Below are 21,406 nucleotides of genomic sequence, written 5' to 3' on the forward strand. Positions count from 1 at the left end.
ATAGACTGCCCTTCCTCCGTACGTTGAACCTGACCCGGACCCGGGAGTTGATATGACCTTACCTGCCGAGGCGACTACGTTCGCCCCTTCCACGTCAGATCGCGACCATCTGTCCGTCCTCCATCCGACGACGGACCTTCCGGCACTGCGGCGCGACGGCCCGCTGGTGATCGAACGGGGGCAGGGCATCCGGGTCTGGGACGAAGACGGCAGGGAGTACATCGAGGGGCTGGCGGGTCTCTGGTGTACCGCCCTGGGCTACGGTGTGGAGGAACTCGCGGACGCCGCCGCCGAGCAGATTCGGAAGCTCTCCTTCGCCCATCTCTTCGCGGGTCGCAGCCATGAACCGGCGGTCGCACTGGCCGAGAAGCTGCGCGAGATCGGGCCGATTCCGAACGCCAAGGCTTTCTTCGGAACGTCCGGTTCCGACGCGAACGACACCCAGGTCAAGCTGGTCTGGTACTACAACAACGCGCTCGGCCGGCCGGAGAAGAAGAAGATCATCAGCCGCCGGCGCGGCTACCACGGTGTTTCCGTGGCCGCCGGCAGCATGACCGGGCTGCCGCCGTTCCACAAGAGCTTCGACCTGCCGCTGCCGCAGTTCCGCCACGTGACCTGCCCGCACTACTACCGCGAGGGCGAGCCGGGCGAGACGGAAGAGGAGTTCACGGCCCGGCTGGCGGCCGAACTCGACGAGCTGATCCGTGCCGAGGGGCCTGAAACCGTCGCCGCCTTCATCGCCGAGCCGGTGCTGGGCGCCGGGGGCGTCGTCGTGCCGCCCGAGGGCTACTACCCGGCGATTCAGGCGGTCCTGGACGAGCACGATGTCCTGCTGATCGACGACGAGGTGATCTGCGGTTTCGGCCGGCTCGGCACGCCGTTCGGGGCCGAGGCGATGGAGATGAAGCCGGATACCGCCTCGGTCGCGAAGGCCCTGTCCTCCGCCTATCTTCCGATCAGCGCGGTCCTCGTGCCCGACGAGATGGTCGATGTCTTCGTCGAGGCGGGTGAGCGCTGGGGCCTCTTCGGCCACGGTTTCACCTACACGGGCCATCCGGTCTGTGCGGCCGTGGCGCTCAAGGCGCTGGAACTGATGGAAGAGCGGAACCTCTTCGCTCACGCCGCCCGGGTCGGGCGCTACTTCCAGGCCGGGCTGCGGCGCTTTGCCGAGCATCCGCTGGTGGGCGAAACGCGGGGCAAGGGGCTGCTCGGCGCCTGTGAACTGGTGGCGGATAGGCAGAGCCGCGAGGCCTTTCCGATCCAGCGCGGAGTGGGGGCGTACTGCATGCAACGTTGCCTGGACCACGGTCTGATCGTGCGGGCGCTGGGCGACACGGTGGCGTTTTGCCCGCCGTTGATCGTCACCGAGTCGGATGTCGACGAGATCCTGGAGCGCTTCGGCCGCGGCCTGGACGAGACCCTCGCCTGGGTCGAGACCGGAGGCGCGGCGTCATGACGGAACTGAGCACGTTGAGCCGGTCGGTCGCGGGGAAGACCGTGCTGATCACGGGCTGCGCCTCGGGCATGGGGCGGGCGACGGCGATGCTGTTCGCGGCCGAAGGCGCGAGTGTCGCCGCGACCGACATCAACGGTCCGGGCGTCGAAGCGGTGGTCGCAAAGATCCGCGCGGCGGGCCGGGAAGCGACCGCCTGGACCCTCGACGTGGGCGACGGCGATGCGATCGAGCGCGTCGTCCGCGAGGTGGCCGACCGCTACGGCGGCCTGGACATCCTGGTGAACAACGCCGGCATCTCGCGCGGCGGGCCGATCGACGCCGACGAGTACGAGACGCGCTGGCAGGAGACCGTCAACGTGCTCCTGACCGCTCACCAGCGGACGATCCGCGCGGCGCTGCCCCACCTGCGCAAGTCGGACTCGCCGCGGATCGTCAACATCGCTTCGACCGAGGGTCTGGGCGCGACGGCGCTCAACAGTGCCTATTCGGCGGCGAAGACCGGGGTCATCGGGCTGACCCGGGGTCTGGCGGTGGAGCTAGGCAAGGAGGGGATCACGGTGAACTGCATCTGCCCCGGTCCGATCCGCACCGCGATGACGGAGCGGATCCCCGAGGAGCACAAGCAGATCTACGCCCGCCGGCGCACCGCCCTGCGCCGCTACGGCGACCCGGAGGAGGTGGCCCACGGCACGCTCCACCTCTGCCTGCCCGCCTCGTCCTTCATCACCGGCGTCGCGTTGCCGGTCGACGGCGGATTGACCGTTCGCCGCGCCTGACCGTGACCGCGGGTCTTCTGACCCGCGGAAGACAACGCGCCGCGTAGCGGCGACGATTCAGTCCAGGTAGCCGAGAGCCTTCAGCGCCTCGCGCTGCTCGGGCGGTATGGACGGCTCGATGCCGGCCGTGAGCGGCCCCGCGCCCCGGCGCTGCAGTTTGCCGACGGCCGCCAGATAGCCGGCCCAGAGCGATTCCTCCTGTCGCAGGTCGTTCAACTCGGCACGGTCGCGACCGGCGTCGAACAGTTGCCGCGCGGTCCCGGAAGGCGTGCTGTGGTAGTCGATCAACTTGTGGCGGCGGTCCACTCCGTGTAGCAGCAACGCGTCCATCGCTAGCCGGTCGACGCGGAGTTCGGCCATAGCGACGGTGGATCCACGCGGGTCGGCGCCGGAGCGGATGAGAGGCAGCAGCGACTGGCCGTCGGTCTCGACCAGCCCGGGAGCCCCGATCGCATCGAGGATCGTCGGGACGATGTCGATCTGGCGCACCTGCGCCCCGACCTCGGACCGGTCCCCGTCCCGCCGTAGCCTGTCGGGCAGGCGGAGGATGAGGGGTACGTGGATCTGCTCCTGGTACAGCGTCGCGCCGTGACCGTGGCGGCCGTGGTCCAGGAACTCCTCGCCGTGATCCGACACGAAGACGACAAGGGTGTCCTCGAGGAACCCGCGCCGGTCGAGTTCCTCGAGCATGCGGCCGAAGTGCTCGTCGACGAAGGCGATCTCGCCGTCGTAGAGGTCCTTCAGGTCGCTCGTCGAGTGACTGGCGCTGGCGGGCTGGTTCTGTCGGAGCAAACCGGGACCGGCCGCCGCGTCGGGCGCGAAACGTTGCCTGTGGTCCTCGGGCGGGAGGTAGGGCTCGTGCGGATCGGTTACGTGGAGAAAGACGAAGAAGGAGTCTTCGGGACCGATCCGTTCCAGCCATTCCAGGGTCTCGTCGACCGCCCTCCAGACCGGGACGTGAATGCCTGGCCGCGAGGCCCGCTCCCGCATCTGCATGAAGTGATTGAAGCCGCGGCGGAATCCGAAGTCGATGCCGGCGTTGCCGTTCGTCGAAACGCCTAGTGCGCGATAGCCGATTGAACTGAGGATCTCGGGCAGGTAGGGAATGTCGGCGCCGAGTTCCTGGTTCCGCGTGCGTGCGCCGTGCCTGTGCGGATACAGCCCGGTGAGGATGCTCGCGGTGGCCGGGCGCGTCCACGACGATTGGGCAACGGCGTGCTCGAAGAGGATGGCGTCGCCGGCAAACCGGTCGATGTTCGGCGAGGTCGGACGCTCGTAGCCATAGCAGCCCAGATGGTCGGCTCGGAGCGTGTCGACGAGAAAGATCAGGATGTGTGGCAGGTGCGCGCCGGACGGATCGGACGCGCCGGCGAAACCTTCGCCTGTCTCCACGGGTTGCGCCTCTGCCGGTTCGGCAGGGTTGGCGAACGGCGCTTCAGCATGCGGCCATGGTGGCGTTGGGCTGCTCAGGACGGCCGAGAGCCGGAAGCCCGCCTCGGCCTCCGGCAGGCGGGCGCCGGCGAGCGCCTCGATGCGGATGCGCAGGGGACTCTCGTGCGCCGGGAGTTGCAGTTGACCTCGCCCGCCGCTGAGGGTCGTCGTGGCCGCCGCCGATCCGGTGGGGTAGCGGTGGACTGCCGCTACGAGCCGGGGCGACGGTTCGGCGCCGCGCCAGACGCCCTGAGGGCCGTACAGGCCCAGGTCGTCCAGTTCGAGGACTCCGCCTTCCGGCAGCAGGACGTAGTAGTCGAGCGCCGTGCGAAAGGGCAGATGGAGCGTTCCGTCCGCCGCCGCGGAGGGTCTCGCGCCGGTACCGGCGCCTTCGATGCGGATGCGGCTCCAGGCGACTCGCGGTGGAACGGCTCCGGCTGGCGAGGAGTACTCCAGCAGGACGTCGTTGTCGCCCTGCCGCTGTACCGCGGGGGGCACACTCAGGCGGTACTCCTCCACGGCGCCTCCGGAGGCCAGGTCGAGCTGACCGAGCGGCTGCTGGTTCCATGACACCCGGACCGTTGGGGGCTCGGTCCCGGGAGACGCCATCTGTCGGCCCGTGAGCACGAGTTCGAGCGGACGGGACCAGGACAGGTGCCAGTTCAGGGTGGACCGGTCGCCTTCTCCCGACGCGAAGCTGCCGCCCTCGTCCTCGCCTGGAGCCGACCATCCCTCGCGGAGTTGCCGCCGCTGTTCGTAGTTTCCGGGCGCCACTTCGGACGACTCGGCCGTCACTTCGGCGAGGTCGAGCGCCTGAGCCAGGTCGGTCTGGAAGCGTTCCGCCGCTCCGCCGCAGGCCAGTACGACCAGGGCGGACAAGCCGCAGGCGGTTGCGGTCGCGGCACGCCAATCGCGGCGATGTCCGGTCGGTCTTCGTGGCTGAGAGCTCTTCGGGGCGGCGCCGCGGCGGGGCCGCGAGATTCGGTTCACCGGCTGCCGCCGTCGATTCGCAGCACGGCCCCGGTCGTGTAGCTGGAGGCGTCGGATGCCAGGTAGAGGGCGGCGCCGACGATCTCGTCCGGCTCACCTCCCCGGCGAAGAGCGATCGAGGTCTGTGCCCGCTTGTTGAATGCCTCCAGGTCCCAGGCTTTCGAGATGTCGGTCAGGAAGGGACCCGGCATGATCGCGTTGACCCGGACCTTCGGGCCGTAGGCGTGGGCGAGCGATTCGGTCAGCGAGTTCAGCCCTGCCTTGGCCGCGCCGTAGGGCTCCGCGTTGGCGCTGGGATGGATGGCCGCCGTGCTGGTCACGTTGATGATGCTGCCGCCGTCGCCCTCCGCCATCCGCTGGCCGATCACCGCGGCCAGCCGGAACGGTCCCTTCAGGTTGACTCCGATCACCTTGTCGAAGAGAACCTCGCTCACTTCGGCCAGACTGGGATAGAGCGGCGACATGCCGGCGTTGTTGACCAGCACGTCGACCTTGCCGAACCGGTCGTAGGCTGCTTCGATCAGGCCGTCCACCTGGTCCCAGTGGCCGACGTGGCAGGCGTGAGCGAGTCCCTGGCGCCCCGTTTTCTCGATCTGCGCCACCACTTCGTGGCAGGAGTCGATCTTCCGACTGGTGACGACGACGTCGGCGCCGGCGGCGGCGAAGGCGAGCGACATCTCGCGCCCCAGCCCGCGACTGCCGCCGGTGACGAGCGCGGTGCGGCCCGTGAGGTCGAGGATGGGTGGGGCGGTGTGGTCCATGGAAACGAGGGTAACAAGCGCCGGCTCGCCGGGGTAGATTCCGCTGACGATGACCGATTCTCCGCCGCTTGCCGCCAGCACCGCCGCCCAACCGACGCCCGTCGCCGAACCGCGCCTAGTCCAGATTCAGGCCGGCCCTATGGCCAACTTCGTCTACGTCCTCGCGGACTCCGCCACACGCAAGGCCTGGGTCGTGGATCCGGCCTGGGAGCCGATTGGCGTCATGAAGGTCGCCCGGGAGCAGGGTTACGAAGTCGTCGGTGTATTGGCGACGCACTTCCACCAGGATCACATCGGCGGAGACATCATGGGCCAGCACGTTCCCGGTGTGCGCGAACTCCGTGCCGAGTTCGATCTGCCGATGCTGATTCATGAGGCCGAGGCCGAGCGGGGCGCCGAGATCGCGGGTTGTCCCACGGACAGGGTCGAGGTGTTCCGCGACGGCGACATCCTCGAGCTCGGCGATCTGCGGGTCGAAGTGCTGCACACGCCCGGTCATTCACCGGGAAGCTGCTGCTTCCGCGCCGGCGACCACATGCTGACTGCCGACACACTGTTCGTGCAGGGCATCGGTCGGGTCGACCTGCCGCATAGCGACATCGACGCCATGTTCCACTCGCTGGAGCGTTTGAAGGCGCTGCCCCCGGAAGTGGGCATCTACCCGGGACACGACTACGGTCCGGAGTCGTTCTCGACGATCGGCCGTGAACTGCAGTGGAACGCCTACCTACGACCGAGCAGCCTGGAACAGTGGCGCGCGATGATGGGGATCTTCTGAGCGGGGACCGAAGCGCTTCGCCCTCCGTCGTCGCGTCGCCTCGAACTCCTCCGCGGATCGAGACCCGGAGACTGCGTCGCGAGCTGCGCTCCGGCGAGCGCACCCTGGTCGTCGTCGACGACCTCGATCTCGAGGTGGCGGCGGGGGAGTGCGTCTCCATCCGCGGCCCGTCGGGAGCGGGCAAGTCGACGCTGCTGGCGCTGCTGGCGGGGCTCGATCGCCCGACCGCGGGCAGCGTCCTGATCGACGGCCGGGCGATCGAGGGCCTGAGCGAGGACGAACTGGCGCTCTTGCGGCGCGAGAAGATCGGCTTCGTCTTCCAGGCCTTTCAGTTGCTCGGCAACCTGACCGCGCGGGAGAACGTCCAGTTCCCGCTGGATCTGCTCGGCCGCCGGCGTTCGAGGGAGCGCGCGGAGGCCCTGCTCGCGGACGTCGGCCTCGCCGAGCGCGGCCACCACTACCCGTCGCAGCTCTCGGGCGGTGAGCAGCAGCGGGTGGCGCTGGCCCGGGCCTTCGCGGCCGAACCCGCGATCCTGCTCGGCGACGAGCCGACCGGCAATCTGGACTCGGCCACCGGAGCCGCCGTGCTCGACGTGATGATGGCGCTCCGGGACCGCTACGGTTCGACCCTCGTGCTCGTGACCCACGATCCGGCGGTCGCGGCCCGCGCCGACCGCGAGCTCGTCATGGTCGACGGGCGCTTCCTTACCGGCGGCTGAATCGTGGGACCGGGTACGGCGCTTCGCTACTCCCTGTGGGAGTTCCGCGGCTCCCTGGGCCGTGTATGGGTGTGGCTCGTCTGCCTGTCCGTCGGCGTGGGCGCCGTCGTGTCCGTGGCCGGGCTGGCTTCGAGCGTGGACGGAGTGATCCGCGGCGAGGCGAAGAAACTGCTGGCCGCCGACCTCGCGGTGCGTTCGCGCGTGCCGCTGCCGCAGCGGGCACTGGACGCGATCGACCAGCTTCCGGGGGCGGTGCGCGCGGAGGTCCGGGAGTTGGCGGCCATGGCCGGTCGAGCGGCGCCAAGACCCCCTCGCGAGGAGGGTGCGTCGAGTCTGTTCGTCGAGTTGAAGGCCGTCTCCGGCGGCTATCCGTTCTACGGCGAGCTGACCGTGGAGCCGCCTCTGCCCGTGGGCCGGACACCGGCCGAGGTCCTCGGCGACCACTCCGCGCTCGTGGCCCCCGAGGCGCTCTCGCGCCTTGGACTCGAGGTGGGCGACGAGTTGCGGCTGGGTCGACGGACGCTGCGCATCGCGGGTGCGCTGGTCGGAGAGCCCGATCGCCTTCCGGTGGGCCTCTCCGTCGGCCCGCGGGTCATCGTGAGCGTCGCGGGGCAGGAGGCGGCCGGCGTACTCCCGTTCGCTGGTTTCGGCGGCTACCGGGCACTGGTGCGGTTGCCGGACGAGAGTTCGCCAGACGACCTTGAGAGCCAGGCGGAGACGGTCCGGAACGCCCTCGACAACGATCCGACCGTGCGGGTCGAGACGTACGTGGATGCCCAGCCCGGCATTCGCCGCGACCTGGAGCGGATGGAACGCTACCTGGGGTTGGTCGCGCTGCTGTCTCTTCTGGTAGGCGGCGTGGGCGTGGCGCAGGGTGTGCGCGCCTGGTTGCTGCAGCGCCTGGACGCGCTGGCAATTCTCAAGTGTCTTGGGGCGCGGCCCCGCGACCTGATGCGCGCGTACCTGGTTCAGGCGATGCTGCTGGGTTGTGGCGCGGGTGTCGTCGGCGGCGTCGTCGGTTTGCTGTCGATCCTGCTAGTGCCGGCGATCCTCGGCGGAGCTCTGCCCGCGGAGGCGATCTCGATCTGGCAGCCGCTCGCACTGACGCGGGGCATTCTGCTGGGCGCCTTCGTGTCGACGGCCTTCTCGGCTCCGGCTCTTCTGGTCGTCCTGCGGGCGCCGCCGGCCCGCGTGTTCCGCCGCACTGCGGAGCCGCTGCCCGGCTCGCGGGCGGCTTCCGTGATCTCGCTGGCCGCCGTGGCCGCCGGAGTGGCTGGTTCGGCCGCTCTGCAGGCGGGTTCCCTGTGGCTGGCGCTGCAGTTTCTGGGCGGTCTGGCCGCCGGGGTCGCCGGCCTCTGTCTGGCCGCCCTTGCCGTGCGCGGCATCGCCCGGCGAGTGGCGCCGTTGTGCCGAGCGTACTGGCTGCGACACGGCATCTCGGCGCTCGCGCGCCCCGAGTCGGGAACCCTGCCGGCGACGGTGGCTCTGGGACTGGGACTCATGGTGCTGCTGGCGATGGTCGTCGTTCAGGGGCATCTTCGTGACCAGCTCGAGTCCGAGCTGCCTTCGGACGCGCCGAGCGTGTTCCTTCTGGGCGTCTCGTCCGAAGAGTGGAGCAGGCTCGACTCGCTGCTCGCGCGGGAAGGCGCCGTCGGGGTTCAGTCCGCTCCCGTCGTGATGGCCCGGATCCGCACGATCGACGGTGAGCGCGTCGAAGATCGCATCGACGACAGCAACCGCTGGGCCCTGACGAGGCAGCTTCGGCTGACCTATCTCGATGAACTGCCGGCGGACAACGTGTTCGTCGACTCGCAGGAGCCCGTCTCCAACCGCGCGCCGTGGTTCGATCCGGCGGTCGCCGAAGTCAGCGTCGAAGACGAGTTCGCCGAGACGATCGGCGTCGGTGTCGGTTCCGTGATCGCTCTGGACGTTGGCGGGCGGGAAGTCGACATCACCGTGACCAGTCTGCGTCGGGTGGACTGGGAGGGCTTCGGCATCAACTTCTTCCTGGTGGTCGAACCGGGTGTGCTCGAGGGTGCGCCCCAGACCAGGATCGCGGCGGCGCGGCTGCCAGGGGAAAGGGAACAGGAGATTCAGGATCAGGTGGTCCGAGCGCACCCGGGTGTCGCGGTGTTGCGGATCCGCGAGCTGTTGCAGAAAGTCGTCGACCTGATCTCGAACCTCCAACTCGGCGTGCGGGTTCTCGGCAGCTTCACCGTCGCTGCGGCCCTGCTGACACTGGCCGGGGCGGTCGCCGCCGGTTCGTCTCGCCGCGGCCGGGAAGTGGCCCTGCTCAAGACGATCGGCTCGACTCGCCTCGATGTCCTGCGAGCCTTCGCGGCCGAGTACGCGCTGATCGGTCTTTCCGCCTCGGTCGTGGCCGCTTTTCTTGGCACGGCCGCGGCCTGGTGGCTCGTTGTACAAGAACTGGAACTCGAATGGTCGTTCCGTCCGTGGGCGGTGCTCGGCGCCCTGGTAGCGGGAGGGCTGCTGTCGCTCGCCACCGGCATCCTGGCGAGCACGCGCGCCTTGCGAAGGCCGCCCATCGACTCGCTGCGGGAGGCGTCGTGACGCTGCGCATCTCCACCCGCTGGCAGATCGTCAGTGCGCTCTTCGCGATGATGATGTTCTCGTCGGGTCTGGGCTTCTACAACCAGTCCGTGCTGCTCGAGGCCCTGACCCGGGAGCGCGGCTTCTCGGTGTTCTCCGCGTCGTTCGCGTCGACGGTGTTCTTCGCCACGAGCGGTTTCATGGGTCTCGCCGTTGCCAGCCTGATCGAGCGGATCGACGCCCGCTGGTCCGTCGCCGCCGGCGTCGCCGTCTGCGCCGCATCGCTGGTCGCGATCGGCCGCGTCGAGACGATTCTCGAGGTCTATGCGGCGTTCATCGTGTTCGGCATCGGCTTCTCGGCCACGAACATGTTGACCGCAAGCACGCTGATCACGAGGTGGTTCGCGCGACGGCGGGCCCTGGCACTCTCGATCGTGTTCACCGGCCTCTCCGCGGGCGGCATCGTGGTCGCGCCGTTCGCCGCCTGGGCGGTCGCCGAGCATGGCCTGGGCCGCGGTACGGAGATCCTGGCTGCGACGTACGTTCTGGGCATTCTGCCGCTGGCGCTGTGGCGGTTGCTGCCACGGCCTCGCGGCGAGACGGACCTGGCCGGCGAGTTCGACGGCGGGGAGGATCCGGGCGTCGGGGCGCGTGAAGCGTTTCGTTCCCGCTACTTCGCCGGTATCGCGGTGACCTTCTTCTTCGGACTGATGGCGCAGGTCGGCGGCATCGCGCACCAGTTCAAGCTGGTCAGTGCCTACGAGCCGGACGTGGCTGGGAGGGCCGTCTCCGTGCTGGCCGCTGCCAGCGTCGTGGGGCGTCTGGCCTCGGGCGCGCTGCTGGAGAGACTCCCCTATCGCGGCTTCGCGCTGGCCATGCTCGTTCTTCAGGGAGTGACCCTCTTCGTGTTGGGATCGAGCACGAACGTGGCGGGCCTGCTGATCGCCTCGGGAGCGTTCGGACTCACGATTGGAAGCTTCCTCATGATGCAGCCGCTGCTGCTGGCCGAGGCGTTCGGCACCAGGAGCTTCGCGCGCATCTACTCGGTCAGCACGCTGTGCGCGTCGGTGGGCGTGGCGTTGGGACCGTTGCTGCTCGGTTGGGCTCACGACTTTGCCGGCGGCTATCGGAACGCCTACGCGCTGAGTACGGGGTTGTCCTGGCTTGGCTGCGTTTCGTTGTGGGCGGCGGGGAGGGGATACGTCCGCGCGCGCTAGGGCCGCCTGGAAGCCGTTCGGTGTCCTTTACCGGGTCCACCAACAGGGTTGGAGTTTTCGTCAATCGCCGCTACACTGAGGAGCACATGGCTGGCCGAAGAGAACTCAACATGCGCCGTCGCAAGCGACGGATCCTGGAGGCGGCGACCAAGCTGATCTCCGATGGCGGTATCGAGGCGTGCACGATGCGGGCGCTGGCCCGCAAGGCCCGTCTCGACGTCACGACGCTCTACAACTACTACGGGTCGAAGGAGGAGATTCTCGAGGCCCTGCGGAGGTCCGGGGCTCGCAGACTCGAACGCCAGATCGGGAAACTCGAAGAGACGGAGCCCTTTGAGCGCATTCGCGCGATCGTCGACCTGACGCTAGGCGTCTCGGAGTCGCCTGCCGAGCTGGCGCGGCCCATCAATCTGCCAAAGCGCTGGCGCCGTCCGGGCAGCGGCCCGATCGGCGTGGTCGCGAAGGCGCATCTGGAGAAGGAACTCCGTCGCGCGGCGGCCGGAGGAGACATGCTTCCCTCGGTCGATCCCGAGCAATTCGCGCTGGTCGTTCTCGGTCACGCAGGCGTGTGGCTGTCGCTGTGGGCCCGGCGCCTGACCGATGCGGAGGAGACGTTGGCTCGGGTCGGCTATCTCGTGAACCTCTGCCTGCTGGCGGGCTCGACGGACGCGTCGCGGCCTGGACTCGAGCAGGAGATGCTCGAGAGCCAGAGTCGGCTGGCCGCTATCGAGGCGGCGCTTGAAACCGCCGCGGTCTGACCGCGGCCAGTCCGGGCGAGATCGAACGACGCTCTACGACGGAGCCGGGACTCCGGCGGGCAAGGCAGCCGTCCAGCCGGCTTCGAGTTCGCGTGCCAGCCGGTCCTTCAAGCCGGCGTGGCCCGGATCCTGGCTCAGGTTGTCGAACTCTCGAGGATCCGTCTCCAGGTCGTAGAGTTCGATCTCCACCTCGTCGCTTCCGGAGACCGGAGTCCACTCTGTGTAGCGGTAACGGTCGGTTCGAAGACTGAGCCCGGCGGTGAGGTGCTGCCGGTCGGGGCGCGTGAAGCGGTCCGAGCGCGAGAAGATCGCGCTCTTCCAGTCCCGGGCCGGGTCTTCGAGCAGCGGTCGGAAGCTCGTGCCCTCGAGACCGACGGGCGTGGGAAGGCCGGAAAGGTCGGCCAGTGTCGGGTAGAGGTCGACGAGTTCAACCAGACCCGTCGACGTCGCGCCGCCTGCGATGCCGGGCGCGCGCACGATCAGGGGCACACGGGTCGACTCCTCGAACTGCGACTGCTTGCGCCACATGCCCTGATGCTCGCCAAGGTGGAAGCCGTGATCGCTGACGAAGACGACGATCGTCGATTCCTCGAGGCCGAGTTCGACGATCGCATCGAGGAGCAGGCCGACCTGGTGGTCGATCAACGTGACGGTGGCGTGGTAGGCGGCGATCGCCTGGCGCTTCTGGTCGTCGGTGTGGAGGGCGTCGTCCGGGTAGCCGACGAGCGCGGGCAACGGAATGTCCTCGCGGTCGTCGGCTGGTTCCCGCGGCAGCTCGACACCGCCGATCGGGTGCTGCTCGAAGAAGCTGGCCGGCGCTACCCAGGGCTGGTGCGGCTTGTGGAAGCCGGCGGCGATGAAGAAGGGCTTGTCGCCGTGCTTGCGCAGCAACTCGATGACCCTGCGCGCGGTGCGACCGTCGGGTGTCTCCTCCTCGAGTTCGTCGGTGGCCCGCCACGTGAGGGGCAGGCCGCCGGTGCGGCCGTGGGGCGCGAACACTTCGGCGCGCGACATGCCGTCCTCGGAGCCGTTGGTCCAGGAGTTGTCACGGACGGCCGAGTCGTCGGCGCCGGGCAGGTACTGGTCGCTCGGACGCCGCCGGGCGTTCTCCGAGATGTCCCAGGTCACCGAGTCCTCATAGCGGCCATGGGCAACCTTGCCGACCCGCGCCGTGAAGTAGCCATGCTGCCGGAAGTACTCGGGAAGCATGACGGCGTCGCCGACCGCGTGGCGCGGCTCCTGGAAGTTGTGGAGGACCTGCGTCGTCTCGGGCCTTAGGCCGCTGAGGAACGACGCGCGCGAGGGATTGCAGACCGGATGCTGGGCGTACGCACGGTCGAGGCGGATGCCCTCGGCCGCCAGACGGTCCAGATTCGGAGTGCGCGCGGTCGGGTAGGCGCCGTAGCTGCCGAGCGCGACGTTCAGGTCGTCGGCAACGATGAACAGGACGCTCGGTCGCTCGGCAGAGCCGGCGTCGGAGCCCGGATCGCTGGGGCCGCACGAGATGAGGCTGAGCAGCAGAACGGCGGCCAGAGTCCTCTTCATGGATCCTCCGAGCTGTTCGTGTGGATCTAGTCCCTCAGTATTGCGAACGTAGTTGGGACGTTCAAGTGGCGCGGGAAGCGCGCGGACTCCTAGATCAGCCCTTGGTAGGCGCCGCCATCGAGCAGGATGCTGGTGCCCGTGATGAACCGCGCCGGCTCGGAGCACAGGAAGGCGACGGCCTTGCCGAAGTCGTCGGCCGTGCCCAGCGTGCCGGTGGGCACCCGCTGCGCCACGACGTCCGTGTTGCCTAGCGATTGGATGCGGTCGGTGGCGTGGATGCCGGGCTGGGCCGAGTTGACCGTGACGCCGTCGCGGGCGACCTCCGCCGACAGGGTCTTGAGAAAGCTGCTGACGCCGGCGCGGGCGACCGACGACGCGGCGAGGTTGCCGATGGGCTGACGGGCGCCAATCGAAGTGATCGCCACGATCCGTCCCCAGCCGCGCTCGCGCATTCCCGGGAGGGCGGCCTGACACATGACGATCGTCGACAGCAGGTTGAGGTCGATCGCCTGGCGGTAGCCGTCGATCGACGTGGTCGCGGGCGAGCCGGGTGGGGGTCCGCCGGCGTTGGCGACAAGGATGTCGACCTGGCCCAGCTTCGCGATCGCCTGTTCGACGAAGGAACGCGCGCCGTCCTCCGTCGACATGTCGGCGACGATCGGCACGGCGCCGGTGCCCAGCTCCGCGGCGGCTTCCTTGATGCGCTCCTCGCTGCGGCTGCAGATCGCGACTTCCACGCCGTCCTCGAGCAGCGCCTTGGCGCAGCCGAAGCCGAGTCCCGTCGATGCCGCGGCCACGGCGGCCTTCTTTCCGTGGATTCCCAGATCCATCCTTGCCTCTCCCCTTCGTTGTCGTTCTCTGCCTGGGTCAAGCGCCGGAAGCCGGCGCGCTATCGCCTTCGATCCCGTGCCAGTTCGGCCATGCGGGTGAACAACTCCTGCATGTGGGTGCGGTCGCCGTCGTCGCCGCTGAACTCGCGGTAAAGCGAGTCGACGTTGATCGCGATCCGTTCACTGTCGCCCCACGACTCGAAGTCACCGAGAGCGATGTCGAATGCCGCGTCTCGGGCACTGAGGCCCGCGTCGTAGCGCTTCCTCGCCTCGTCGCGGATGTAGACGAGGTAGGCGCGCATGGCTTCCACGCCGCGGTTACCGGTGATCGGACCGTGGCCCGGCACGATCGTCTCCAGGTCCCAGCTCAGCAGCAGGTCGCAGGCGTCGATCCAGTTCTGGACGGGTCCCGCCCAGATGATCGGAGCGCCCTCGATGAACAGGATGTCGCCGGTGAACACGGTCCGGTCGTCGGGGACGTGGACCATGATGTCGCCACCGGTGTGGGCCGGCCCGACTTCGCTCAGCTCTACGCGCTTGTCGCCTACCGTGAGCGTCAACTGGCCCTCGAAGGTCCGGTGGGGCAGCGTGTGGGTGATCCCCTCGAAGTCGAAGCTGCCGAAGCACTCCACCAGAAAGTCGCCGACCAGGCCGCCGTTCTCGCGGGCGCCTCGCATCAGCGCCGCGAGGCCCGCCGGCGTGGTTGCTTCCATCTCGGCGGCCGCGGTCGCCGACGCGACGATCTCGGCACCGGCGACGAGTTCGTTGCCGTGGGTGTGGTCGCCGTTCGAATGGGTGTTGACCAGCCGGTCGATGTCACCGGCGGCGTCGTGCGCCCTCTTCATCGCGTCGAGCATCTCGCGCGTGTTCGGGAGGTCGAAGAGCGTGTCGACGAGCAGCGACTCGTCACCGCTCACGATCAGGCCGGCGTTGCTCCAGCCCCAGCCGCCGTCCGGCTGGAGCCAGGCGAACGAGTTGTTGCCGAGGTCGTGCAGACCCCGTTCGAAGGCGAACCGGGGACTTCCGAGCCCGGTCCAGGGCGAGGCGTCAGGCATGGGCGCACTTTAGCCAAAACCCCTCCGGCGTAGATACGATTGCGCGATGACTGCCCCGACCGCGGTCGAGCGTTCCCGGGCCACGCTCGATCTCGACGCGTTCTGGAACTGGCTCGTCCTCCATCCGAACTGCGTCATCCGGGCCGGATCGGTCGACGCCCTGCTCTGCGACGACGAGGACTTCCACTGGCAGTTCGTTGCGGAGAACGACAACCTGCTGATCGCGCAGCTCGTGTACGGAAAGAGGCTCGTCGGCGAGATTCTGATCGACCGTGAGCGGGTTGCCTACGTGCAGTCCTTCCAGGGCGAGCAGGACAACGAGTACGTCTTCGAGTTGATCTCGGAGACGGAACGCGAGCGCACGGCGGCGTGGGTCTTCGTCATGTCCCACGGCCTGGACGACGAGCCCCAGGAGTCGGCTCATGCCACTCCTTCGCTGGTTCACTGACGCTCCAGCGGGCGCTGGCGTGAGTGGCGCGGGCGGCCGGGGGCCCTGAGTTGACGCTGCGCATCCTCGGCGTCGTCGACCTACTTCGGCGGCGGAGTGGAGTTCGACCTTGACTCTCCGAATTCTCGGCGTCGTTGATCTGCACTGGTCCGGCAAGAGGCCCCCGCGGTTGCCGGACCCGTCCGGCTTCGACCTCGTGCTCCTGGCCGGGGACCTGACGAACTTCCTCGGTCCGGATCATGCCCGCCGGATCGTCGAACCGCTTCAGGATTCGGGAGTTCCGGTGCTGGCGGTCTGCGGCAACTGCGATCAGCGGTCGGTGGACGACTACTTCCGCGACATCGACATCGACCTGGACCGACGCGCGCGCGTGATCGACGGAGTCCGCTTCCTCGGCCTTTCCGGCGGTCTCCCCTTCGGTGACCTTCCCTACGAGCGCACCGAGGAGGACTACGAACGGGTCGCGGCCGAGGCCTTCGACCGCGCCGCCCGGGTGGACGGTCAGCCCACGATTCTCGTCTCCCACCAGCCTCCCTTCGGCACGACCTGCGACCTCGCGCGCGGCAACCACGTCGGCTCGAGAACACTCCGCGCTGCGGTCGAGCACCACCAACCCGACCTCGTCTTCTCCGGCCACATCCACGAAGCGATCGGCTCCGACACGATCGGCGCCACGCGCATCGTCAACCCCGGCCCCTGGTTCCAGGGCCGCTCTGTCGTCATCGAAGCCGATCCGGGCGCTGGGTCCGTCGAGTTCGAGATCCTGGCGCCGTAGCCGGCGGGCATCGGCTGGCGATGGGGCGTCGGCGTCACCCGCCCGCCGGGGGCCGGAGGAGAGGGTCCCAGCGGACGCTCACGCTTGCCGGATGAATGGAGGGTGAGCGTTCGCTGCGGTCGGCTGCGCTCCGGTTCGGTGTCGGTTCATGTGAGGTCGCCGGGCGTCGCTTGCCGACAGCCTCGCTGGGACCCTCTCCTCCGGCCCCCGGACGCGGGCTGGAGGTGGTCGGCGAGGCAACTTCGGCTGTGGTCCGGCGAGTAAAGCGCTGAAGGGTGGCTTCGGCTCAGGACGACGACGTCCAGCCTGCCCGGGGGTGCGAGGGGTCAGCCTCCAGGTGGCTCGGAACGAGCGACTTCCGAGGTCCTGACGGCGTCCGAGGTCGAACCGGAGCGAGTGGAGTGCAGTGAGCGCACCCCCTTGCATCTTCTGAGAAAGCGCGAACCCGGGTGGCGCGATCCGCGCCACCCGTGAACCAGCCCGTGTGCCCGTCATCGGGCGCACGGATGGCACGGCACCTGGAGGCTGACCCCTCGCACCCCAAGGCAGGCGGGTGTCACCGATACACGCTGCCGCTAGCCAGCCGCGCCCAGGTTCTCGAGCCGGTCGACCAGTTCGTCGATGACGGGGAGGTCGACGTTGGCGAAGGCGAGGCGGAGGTAGCGGTCCTGGCCGGGGCCGAACATGGAGCCGGCGAGGCAGAGGATGCCGTGGTCCTCGGCGAGGCTGCGGCCGACGGAGGCGGACGAGCGGTCGGTACAGTGGTGGCGGAGGTAGACGAAGTAACCGCCGTAGGAGGCGACTTCGAAGTCCGTGTTCGCTTCGCGGATGCGGCGGGCGGCGTAGGCGACGCGGTCGCGGACGGTGCGGCGGTAGTCCCGCTTCCAGTCGTCGAGGTGTTCGAGACAGAAGTTGGCCGCCAGTTGGCCGATGTGGGACGGGCAGAGGGCGACGCAGTCGGCGATCTTGAGCGTCTCGCGGAGCAGGGCGGGGTTCGTGGCCATGCAGCCGATCCGGTAGCCCGCCATGCAGTACGCCTTGGAGAAGCTGTAGAGGTGGATCAGGGTGTCGCTCCAGTCGGAGCGAGCGAAGAGGCGGTGCGCCGGGTCGGAGTGCTCCCGGAACTCACGGTAGGTCTCGTCGATGACGAGCGCCAGTCCGCGGCTCTTGGCGAGTTCGAAGAAGCGTTCCAGGAGGTCCGGCGGGTAGACGGCGCCGGTCGGGTTGTTCGGGGTCACCAGGACGATTGCGCGGGTGGCGGGGGTTACGGCGGCCGCGGCGTCGTCGGGGTCGGGCATCATGTCCGGGCCTGGCTCGAGATAGACCGGCCTGACGTCCTGGGAGCGCAGCCACATGTCGTGGTTGAAGTAGGACGGCAGTGGGACGAGGACCTCGTCGCCGGGCTCGGTGAGGGCCATCATCGCCAGGCAGAAGGCCTGGTTGCAGCCGGCTGTGACGGCCACCTGATAGGCGGCCACCGGGGCGTCGTAGTCGGTGGTCAGGTTGCGGGCCAGCGCCTCGCGGAGTGGGAGGATCCCCTGTTGGTCGGTGTAGGTCGCCGTGGCCGGGCTCTGGGCCTGAAAGGCGATGTGGTCGCGCAGTTCCTGCGCGGGCGGGTAGGTCGGCGCCGCCTGGGAGACGTCGATCAGCGGAAGGTCGCTGGCGGCCCTGCTCTTCCAGCGTCCGACCTGGGTGATCGGCGAATCGATCACTCGCTGAACTACGGATCTGATCAGCACTGGGCGTAAGCTACCGGATCGTCCGGGCGGCGAGAACGGAGCCGCCGGCAGCGATCAGGGAGGCGAGGCATGAAGTACCTGCACACGATGGTCCGGGTCCACAGCCTGGAGGAGGCGCTCGACTTCTACTGCGGCAAGCTGGGGATGGTCGAACTGCGCCGCTTCGACAGCGAGCAGGGACGGTTCACGCTCGTGTTTCTGGCCGCGCCTTCGGATGTGGAGCTCGCGCGCGAGCGGACCGCGCCGCTTCTGGAACTGACCTACAACTGGGACCCCGAGGACTACACCGGGGGCCGGAACTTCGGTCACCTGGCCTTCGAGGTCGAGGACATCTACGGCACCTGCCGCTCGCTCCAGGAGCAGGGCGTCGTGATCAACCGGCCGCCCCGGGACGGCCGCATGGCGTTCATCCGGTCGCCGGACGGCATCTCGATCGAGCTCCTGCAGGCCGGCGGCTCCCTGCCGGTCGAGGAGCCCTGGGCCTCGATGCCAAACGAAGGTACCTGGTAGAGGGAGCAGGCTTCGGCCCTCAGTAGGCCGCGTAGTCCTTCTCTTCGACCAGTTCCGAGCCCAGCAGTTCGTTGATGCTCCGCTTGGCGGCGGCGCGCCGGTCGTTCGTGCGGTAGACCGCCCGGGCGAGTTCGATGAAGCGTTCGCCGAACTCGCGCTTCCGTTCGCAGTCGCGGATGTCGTCCTCGATCTCCCACAGCCGCTCGTTGATCCGGCGCAGTTCCGCGGTCAACTCGTCCAGTTCCGGGGAGCTCGGCAGCGCTTCGCTGCGCGCAGCCGTCAGGCTCCGGAGTTCGCGCTGGACGTTCGCGACCTTGTCCGGGTCGGCGATCCGTTCGGCCTTGATCTCGAGGATCGTGATCTTGTCGATCAGTTCGCCCGCCGATACCTCGACCTGCAGCACGGTGCCCACGACGGCGCAGACACTACAGCAGTTCGGGCCTTGCGATTCGGCCGCTCAGGTCCGCTCACGCCGGACCAGCTCGCTTCCCGCTTCGACGACCTGGGCGGCCACTTTCCGCCAGTCGTAGCCGGCCGCGCGCTCGACGGCCGAGTTCGAAGCGGCGGCAAGTCGCGCGCGCGCATCGAGCAGCCGTTCCAGCAGGGCGGCCAGCTCGCGCGCGTCGGGTTCGACTTCCCAGCCGTCCCGGCCGTCGCGGACCAGTTCGGACACCGCGCTGTTGGCGGAGCGGCAGTGGACCACGGGTACGCCGGCGGCCATCGCTTCCAGCGGGAAGAGTCCGAAGCCTTCGCGGGCAGAGGGTTGCACCGCGACGGCGGCACCGGCGACCGCGCGCCAGACGTCCTCGTTCTCGGGCAGCCTGCCGGCGAAGTCGACGACGCGGGTGAGGCTCTTGCGCTCGATGTGGGCGCGAATGTCGTCTTCCGCCGGGCCGCCGCCGATGATCCGGAGCAGGGCACCGCGTTCGCTGACGAGCCCGCGGCCAGTGTCGGTGGCCGCGAGTCTCGCCGTTGCGTCGAGCAGCAGGTCGACCCGCTTCTCAGGGATCAGCCGGCCGGCGTAGACCAGGGGCGGAGCGGCCGTGTCCGCGTCGGCCGCGAGGGCGCGAATCCTCTCGAACGGAATGCCGTTCGGGATCACATCGACGGCTTCGCCGCGCACCGCCGATACGCGGCCGGCGGTGAGCTGGCTGACCGCTACCGCCTGCGTACCGAAGCGGAGCGACAGGCGTTCGCAGAGAGCGTAGAACCGCCACATGCCGGGGCCGAACCGCCCCGGAGGCCGGTGCTGTCGCCAGTAGCGTCCCCAGTGTTCGTGCCAGGTGACGAGCAGCGGAATGCGCCGGCGCCGGCAGCGGCGGGCGAGCAGGGGCAGGTGCAGGTACGGGATGTTCGCGGTCTCGACGATGTCGATGCCTTCGAGCGGAATCCTGCGCACCTGGGAGGCGAGCAGCATCGCTTCGAGACCCGATCGGCGACCGCGGGTCAGGTAGCGCCGACTCGCCCTGGCCACCGGCTGGACGCGGACGTTGGGGTGGGGCTCGGCAGGAGACTCGGCCCACCCCGACAGCACGACCTCGTGGCCGAGCCGCCCGAGTTCCCGCGCCAGCTCGTAGTTCCGGTGCTCGACGCCGCCGAGCGATTCCGGGTAGATGCAGTCGTAGAAGAACAGCCAGCGCAGGGGGCGTTCGGTCATCGCCGAGAGCGTACCCGCCACCGGCTGCTGCTACCGTCTCCGCTCCATGGCGCCGACGTCGGAACGGGGAGGAGTCTCGCGGGAACGCGGGATGCGGATCGCCTTGCTCGTCGCCTTGGGCTGGGCGTTGGTGGCGACCGTCCTGGCGATCGGACCTGAACGGATCACGGGATGGCTGGGGGTGCCCGGGGCAGCCGAGGCGCCGGCACCGCCCGACGCTGAGGCGATTGCCGTCTACGGGCCGCCGGTCGAGGTCGCTACGCTGCCGGGCTGGGCCGATGACGATGTGTCGGAGGCCGTGCCGGCTTTGCTCAGGAGTTGCGATCGACTGCTGGTGCAGCCTGCGGACCGGCCGCACCAGCCGGTCGAGCTGGGCGGCACGCCTGCCGACTGGCGGGCCTTCTGCGGCGCACTGCGCGGCTTGGGCGATGCGGCCGGCGAGCAGGAGGTCCGCGCGGTCATCGAGCGCGAGGTGGTCGCTGTGCCGCTTTCCCGAGCCGACGTGGACGCGGCCGGCGGCCGGCCGGGCGAAGGCTCTGGCTGGTCGCGCCGGATCGGCCTCTTCACGGGCTACTTCGAGCCTCTGCTGCACGGCAGCCGCCGTCGCAGCGCGCGCTACAGGGTGCCGCTCTACATGCAGCCCCCGGACCTCATATCGGTCGACCTGGGGCGGTTCCGGGATGATCTGCGGGGACGCCGCGTGGCCGGGAGGGTCCAGGGGCGAAGCCTGGAGCCCTACGACGACCGCGAGGCGATCACGGCCGGTTCGCTCGTCGGCCGCGGACTCGAGCTGGTCTGGGTCGACGACGCGATCGACGCCTTCTTCCTCCACATCCAGGGTTCAGGGAGGATCGCACTCGACGACGGCTCCAGCTTCCGGGTCGGCTACGCGGCACAGAACGGCCACCCGTACCACGCGATCGGCCGCACCCTGGTCGACTGGGGCGAGTTGACGCTGGAAGAAGTGTCGCTGCAGTCGATCGATGCCTGGCTGCGGGAGCATCCCGACCGCGCCGGCGAGGTCATGACGACGAACGACTCCTATGTCTTCTTTCGCGAGATCCGCGGCGAGGGCCCGGTCGGCGCCCAGGGCGTCGCCCTGACCGCGGAGCGTTCCCTGGCGGTCGACCGTCAGCACATTCCGCTCGGCGTTCCCGTCTGGCTCGATGCGATGATCCCGGCCGCGGCCGCCGACGCTTCCGACGAGCGCCGCCAGTGGCTCCTCGTGGCTCAGGACGTCGGCGGCGCGATCCGGGGCGCGGTGCGCGGCGACGTCTTCTGGGGCGCCGGCGAACGGGCGCGCGCGATTGCGGGGCGCATGGCGCACCGGGGCCGCTACTGGGCGCTGGCGCCGCGAAGTCTGGTGTCACCGCCGTAACCGTCTGGCTCACCGGCTCTTACGCTGACGGTC

Annotated in this window: 19 protein-coding genes; 11 read left to right on the plus strand and 8 right to left on the minus strand. The window is 69.1% G+C overall.

The window, feature by feature from the left end:
- The first annotated feature begins 52 nt into the window (after positions 1 to 52).
- Both OXG83_01225 and OXG83_01230 read left to right on the plus strand, forming a co-directional pair.
- Entirely contained in the window at positions 53 to 1,456 is a 1,404-nt protein-coding gene (locus tag OXG83_01225) for an aminotransferase (protein ID MCY3963630.1), read from the plus strand.
- On the plus strand, positions 1,453 to 2,232 hold the full coding sequence (locus tag OXG83_01230; protein MCY3963631.1) for an SDR family NAD(P)-dependent oxidoreductase: 780 nt from the start codon (positions 1,453 to 1,455) through the stop codon (positions 2,230 to 2,232). Before OXG83_01225 ends, OXG83_01230 begins: the two co-directional genes overlap by 4 nt.
- Positions 2,233 to 2,289: 57 nt before the next feature.
- Here OXG83_01230 and OXG83_01235 read toward each other — a convergent pair whose 3' ends face one another.
- Positions 2,290 to 4,542, minus strand: coding sequence for a sulfatase (locus tag OXG83_01235; protein ID MCY3963632.1), 2,253 nt, complete (start codon positions 4,540 to 4,542; stop codon positions 2,290 to 2,292).
- 107 nt (positions 4,543 to 4,649) lie between these two features.
- The gene (locus tag OXG83_01240) at positions 4,650 to 5,414 is read right to left on the minus strand and encodes an SDR family oxidoreductase (protein MCY3963633.1); all 765 of its coding nucleotides are present in this window, start codon (positions 5,412 to 5,414) and stop codon (positions 4,650 to 4,652) included.
- A 49-nt stretch (positions 5,415 to 5,463) separates the two neighbouring features.
- Here OXG83_01240 and OXG83_01245 point away from each other — a divergent pair, with 49 nt between their 5' ends.
- The 5 genes from OXG83_01245 (at position 5,464) to OXG83_01265 (ending at position 11,436) form a co-directional block, all read left to right on the plus strand.
- Complete coding sequence (locus tag OXG83_01245; protein MCY3963634.1) at positions 5,464 to 6,192, plus strand: MBL fold metallo-hydrolase; 729 nt, start codon at positions 5,464 to 5,466, stop codon at positions 6,190 to 6,192.
- 56 nt (positions 6,193 to 6,248) lie between these two features.
- Entirely contained in the window at positions 6,249 to 6,911 is a 663-nt protein-coding gene (locus tag OXG83_01250; GenBank protein ID MCY3963635.1) for an ABC transporter ATP-binding protein, read from the plus strand.
- 3 nt (positions 6,912 to 6,914) lie between these two features.
- Complete coding sequence (locus OXG83_01255; protein MCY3963636.1) at positions 6,915 to 9,482, plus strand: FtsX-like permease family protein; 2,568 nt, start codon at positions 6,915 to 6,917, stop codon at positions 9,480 to 9,482.
- Positions 9,479 to 10,678: an MFS transporter gene (locus tag OXG83_01260; protein ID MCY3963637.1), complete on the plus strand. Its 1,200-nt coding sequence runs from the start codon at positions 9,479 to 9,481 to the stop codon at positions 10,676 to 10,678. The genes OXG83_01255 and OXG83_01260 overlap by 4 nt, the downstream gene beginning before the upstream one ends.
- 86 nt (positions 10,679 to 10,764) lie before the next feature.
- Positions 10,765 to 11,436, plus strand: a complete 672-nt coding sequence (locus OXG83_01265; GenBank protein MCY3963638.1) for a helix-turn-helix domain containing protein — start codon at positions 10,765 to 10,767, stop codon at positions 11,434 to 11,436.
- A gap of 33 nt (positions 11,437 to 11,469) precedes the next feature.
- Here the strand turns inward: OXG83_01265 and OXG83_01270 are convergent, their stop codons facing one another.
- The 3 genes from OXG83_01270 to OXG83_01280 form a co-directional block, all read right to left on the minus strand.
- A complete protein-coding gene (locus OXG83_01270) occupies positions 11,470 to 12,981 on the minus strand; it encodes a sulfatase (GenBank protein MCY3963639.1) in 1,512 nt (503 codons plus the stop codon).
- An 89-nt stretch (positions 12,982 to 13,070) separates the two neighbouring features.
- Positions 13,071 to 13,811 carry an SDR family oxidoreductase gene (locus OXG83_01275; protein ID MCY3963640.1) on the minus strand — a complete coding sequence of 247 codons (741 nt, stop codon included), beginning with the start codon at positions 13,809 to 13,811 and terminating at the stop codon, positions 13,071 to 13,073.
- Positions 13,812 to 13,870: 59 nt separating this feature from the next.
- Positions 13,871 to 14,866, minus strand: coding sequence for an MBL fold metallo-hydrolase (locus OXG83_01280; GenBank protein MCY3963641.1), 996 nt, complete (start codon positions 14,864 to 14,866; stop codon positions 13,871 to 13,873).
- Positions 14,867 to 14,912: 46 nt separating this feature from the next.
- On the opposite strand from OXG83_01280, the gene OXG83_01285 reads away from it, so the two are divergent.
- Together OXG83_01285 and OXG83_01290 are read left to right on the plus strand one after the other, a co-directional pair.
- Entirely contained in the window at positions 14,913 to 15,314 is a 402-nt protein-coding gene (locus OXG83_01285; protein ID MCY3963642.1) for a hypothetical protein, read from the plus strand.
- A 109-nt stretch (positions 15,315 to 15,423) separates the two neighbouring features.
- A complete protein-coding gene (locus tag OXG83_01290; protein MCY3963643.1) occupies positions 15,424 to 16,089 on the plus strand; it encodes a metallophosphoesterase family protein in 666 nt (221 codons plus the stop codon).
- A 575-nt stretch (positions 16,090 to 16,664) separates the two neighbouring features.
- Here OXG83_01290 and OXG83_01295 read toward each other — a convergent pair.
- Positions 16,665 to 17,828, minus strand: coding sequence for an aminotransferase (locus tag OXG83_01295; GenBank protein MCY3963644.1), 1,164 nt, complete (start codon positions 17,826 to 17,828; stop codon positions 16,665 to 16,667).
- A gap of 69 nt (positions 17,829 to 17,897) precedes the next feature.
- Between OXG83_01295 and OXG83_01300 the strand changes: the two genes are divergently transcribed.
- A complete protein-coding gene (locus tag OXG83_01300; protein ID MCY3963645.1) occupies positions 17,898 to 18,338 on the plus strand; it encodes a VOC family protein in 441 nt (146 codons plus the stop codon).
- Positions 18,339 to 18,357: 19 nt separating this feature from the next.
- Here OXG83_01300 and OXG83_01305 read toward each other — a convergent pair whose 3' ends face one another.
- A complete protein-coding gene (locus OXG83_01305) occupies positions 18,358 to 18,750 on the minus strand; it encodes a DUF6165 family protein (protein MCY3963646.1) in 393 nt (130 codons plus the stop codon).
- 45 nt (positions 18,751 to 18,795) lie between these two features.
- Positions 18,796 to 19,995 (minus strand): glycosyltransferase, encoded by a 1,200-nt coding sequence (locus tag OXG83_01310; GenBank protein ID MCY3963647.1) that lies wholly within the window; start codon positions 19,993 to 19,995, stop codon positions 18,796 to 18,798.
- Positions 19,996 to 20,086: 91 nt separating this feature from the next.
- On the opposite strand from OXG83_01310, the gene OXG83_01315 reads away from it, so the two are divergent.
- Positions 20,087 to 21,373 (plus strand): murein transglycosylase A, encoded by a 1,287-nt coding sequence (locus OXG83_01315; protein ID MCY3963648.1) that lies wholly within the window; start codon positions 20,087 to 20,089, stop codon positions 21,371 to 21,373.
- Positions 21,374 to 21,406 lie beyond the last annotated feature (33 nt).

This window comes from Acidobacteriota bacterium (assembly GCA_026707545.1).
Lineage (GTDB): Bacteria > Acidobacteriota > Thermoanaerobaculia > Multivoradales > Multivoraceae > Multivorans.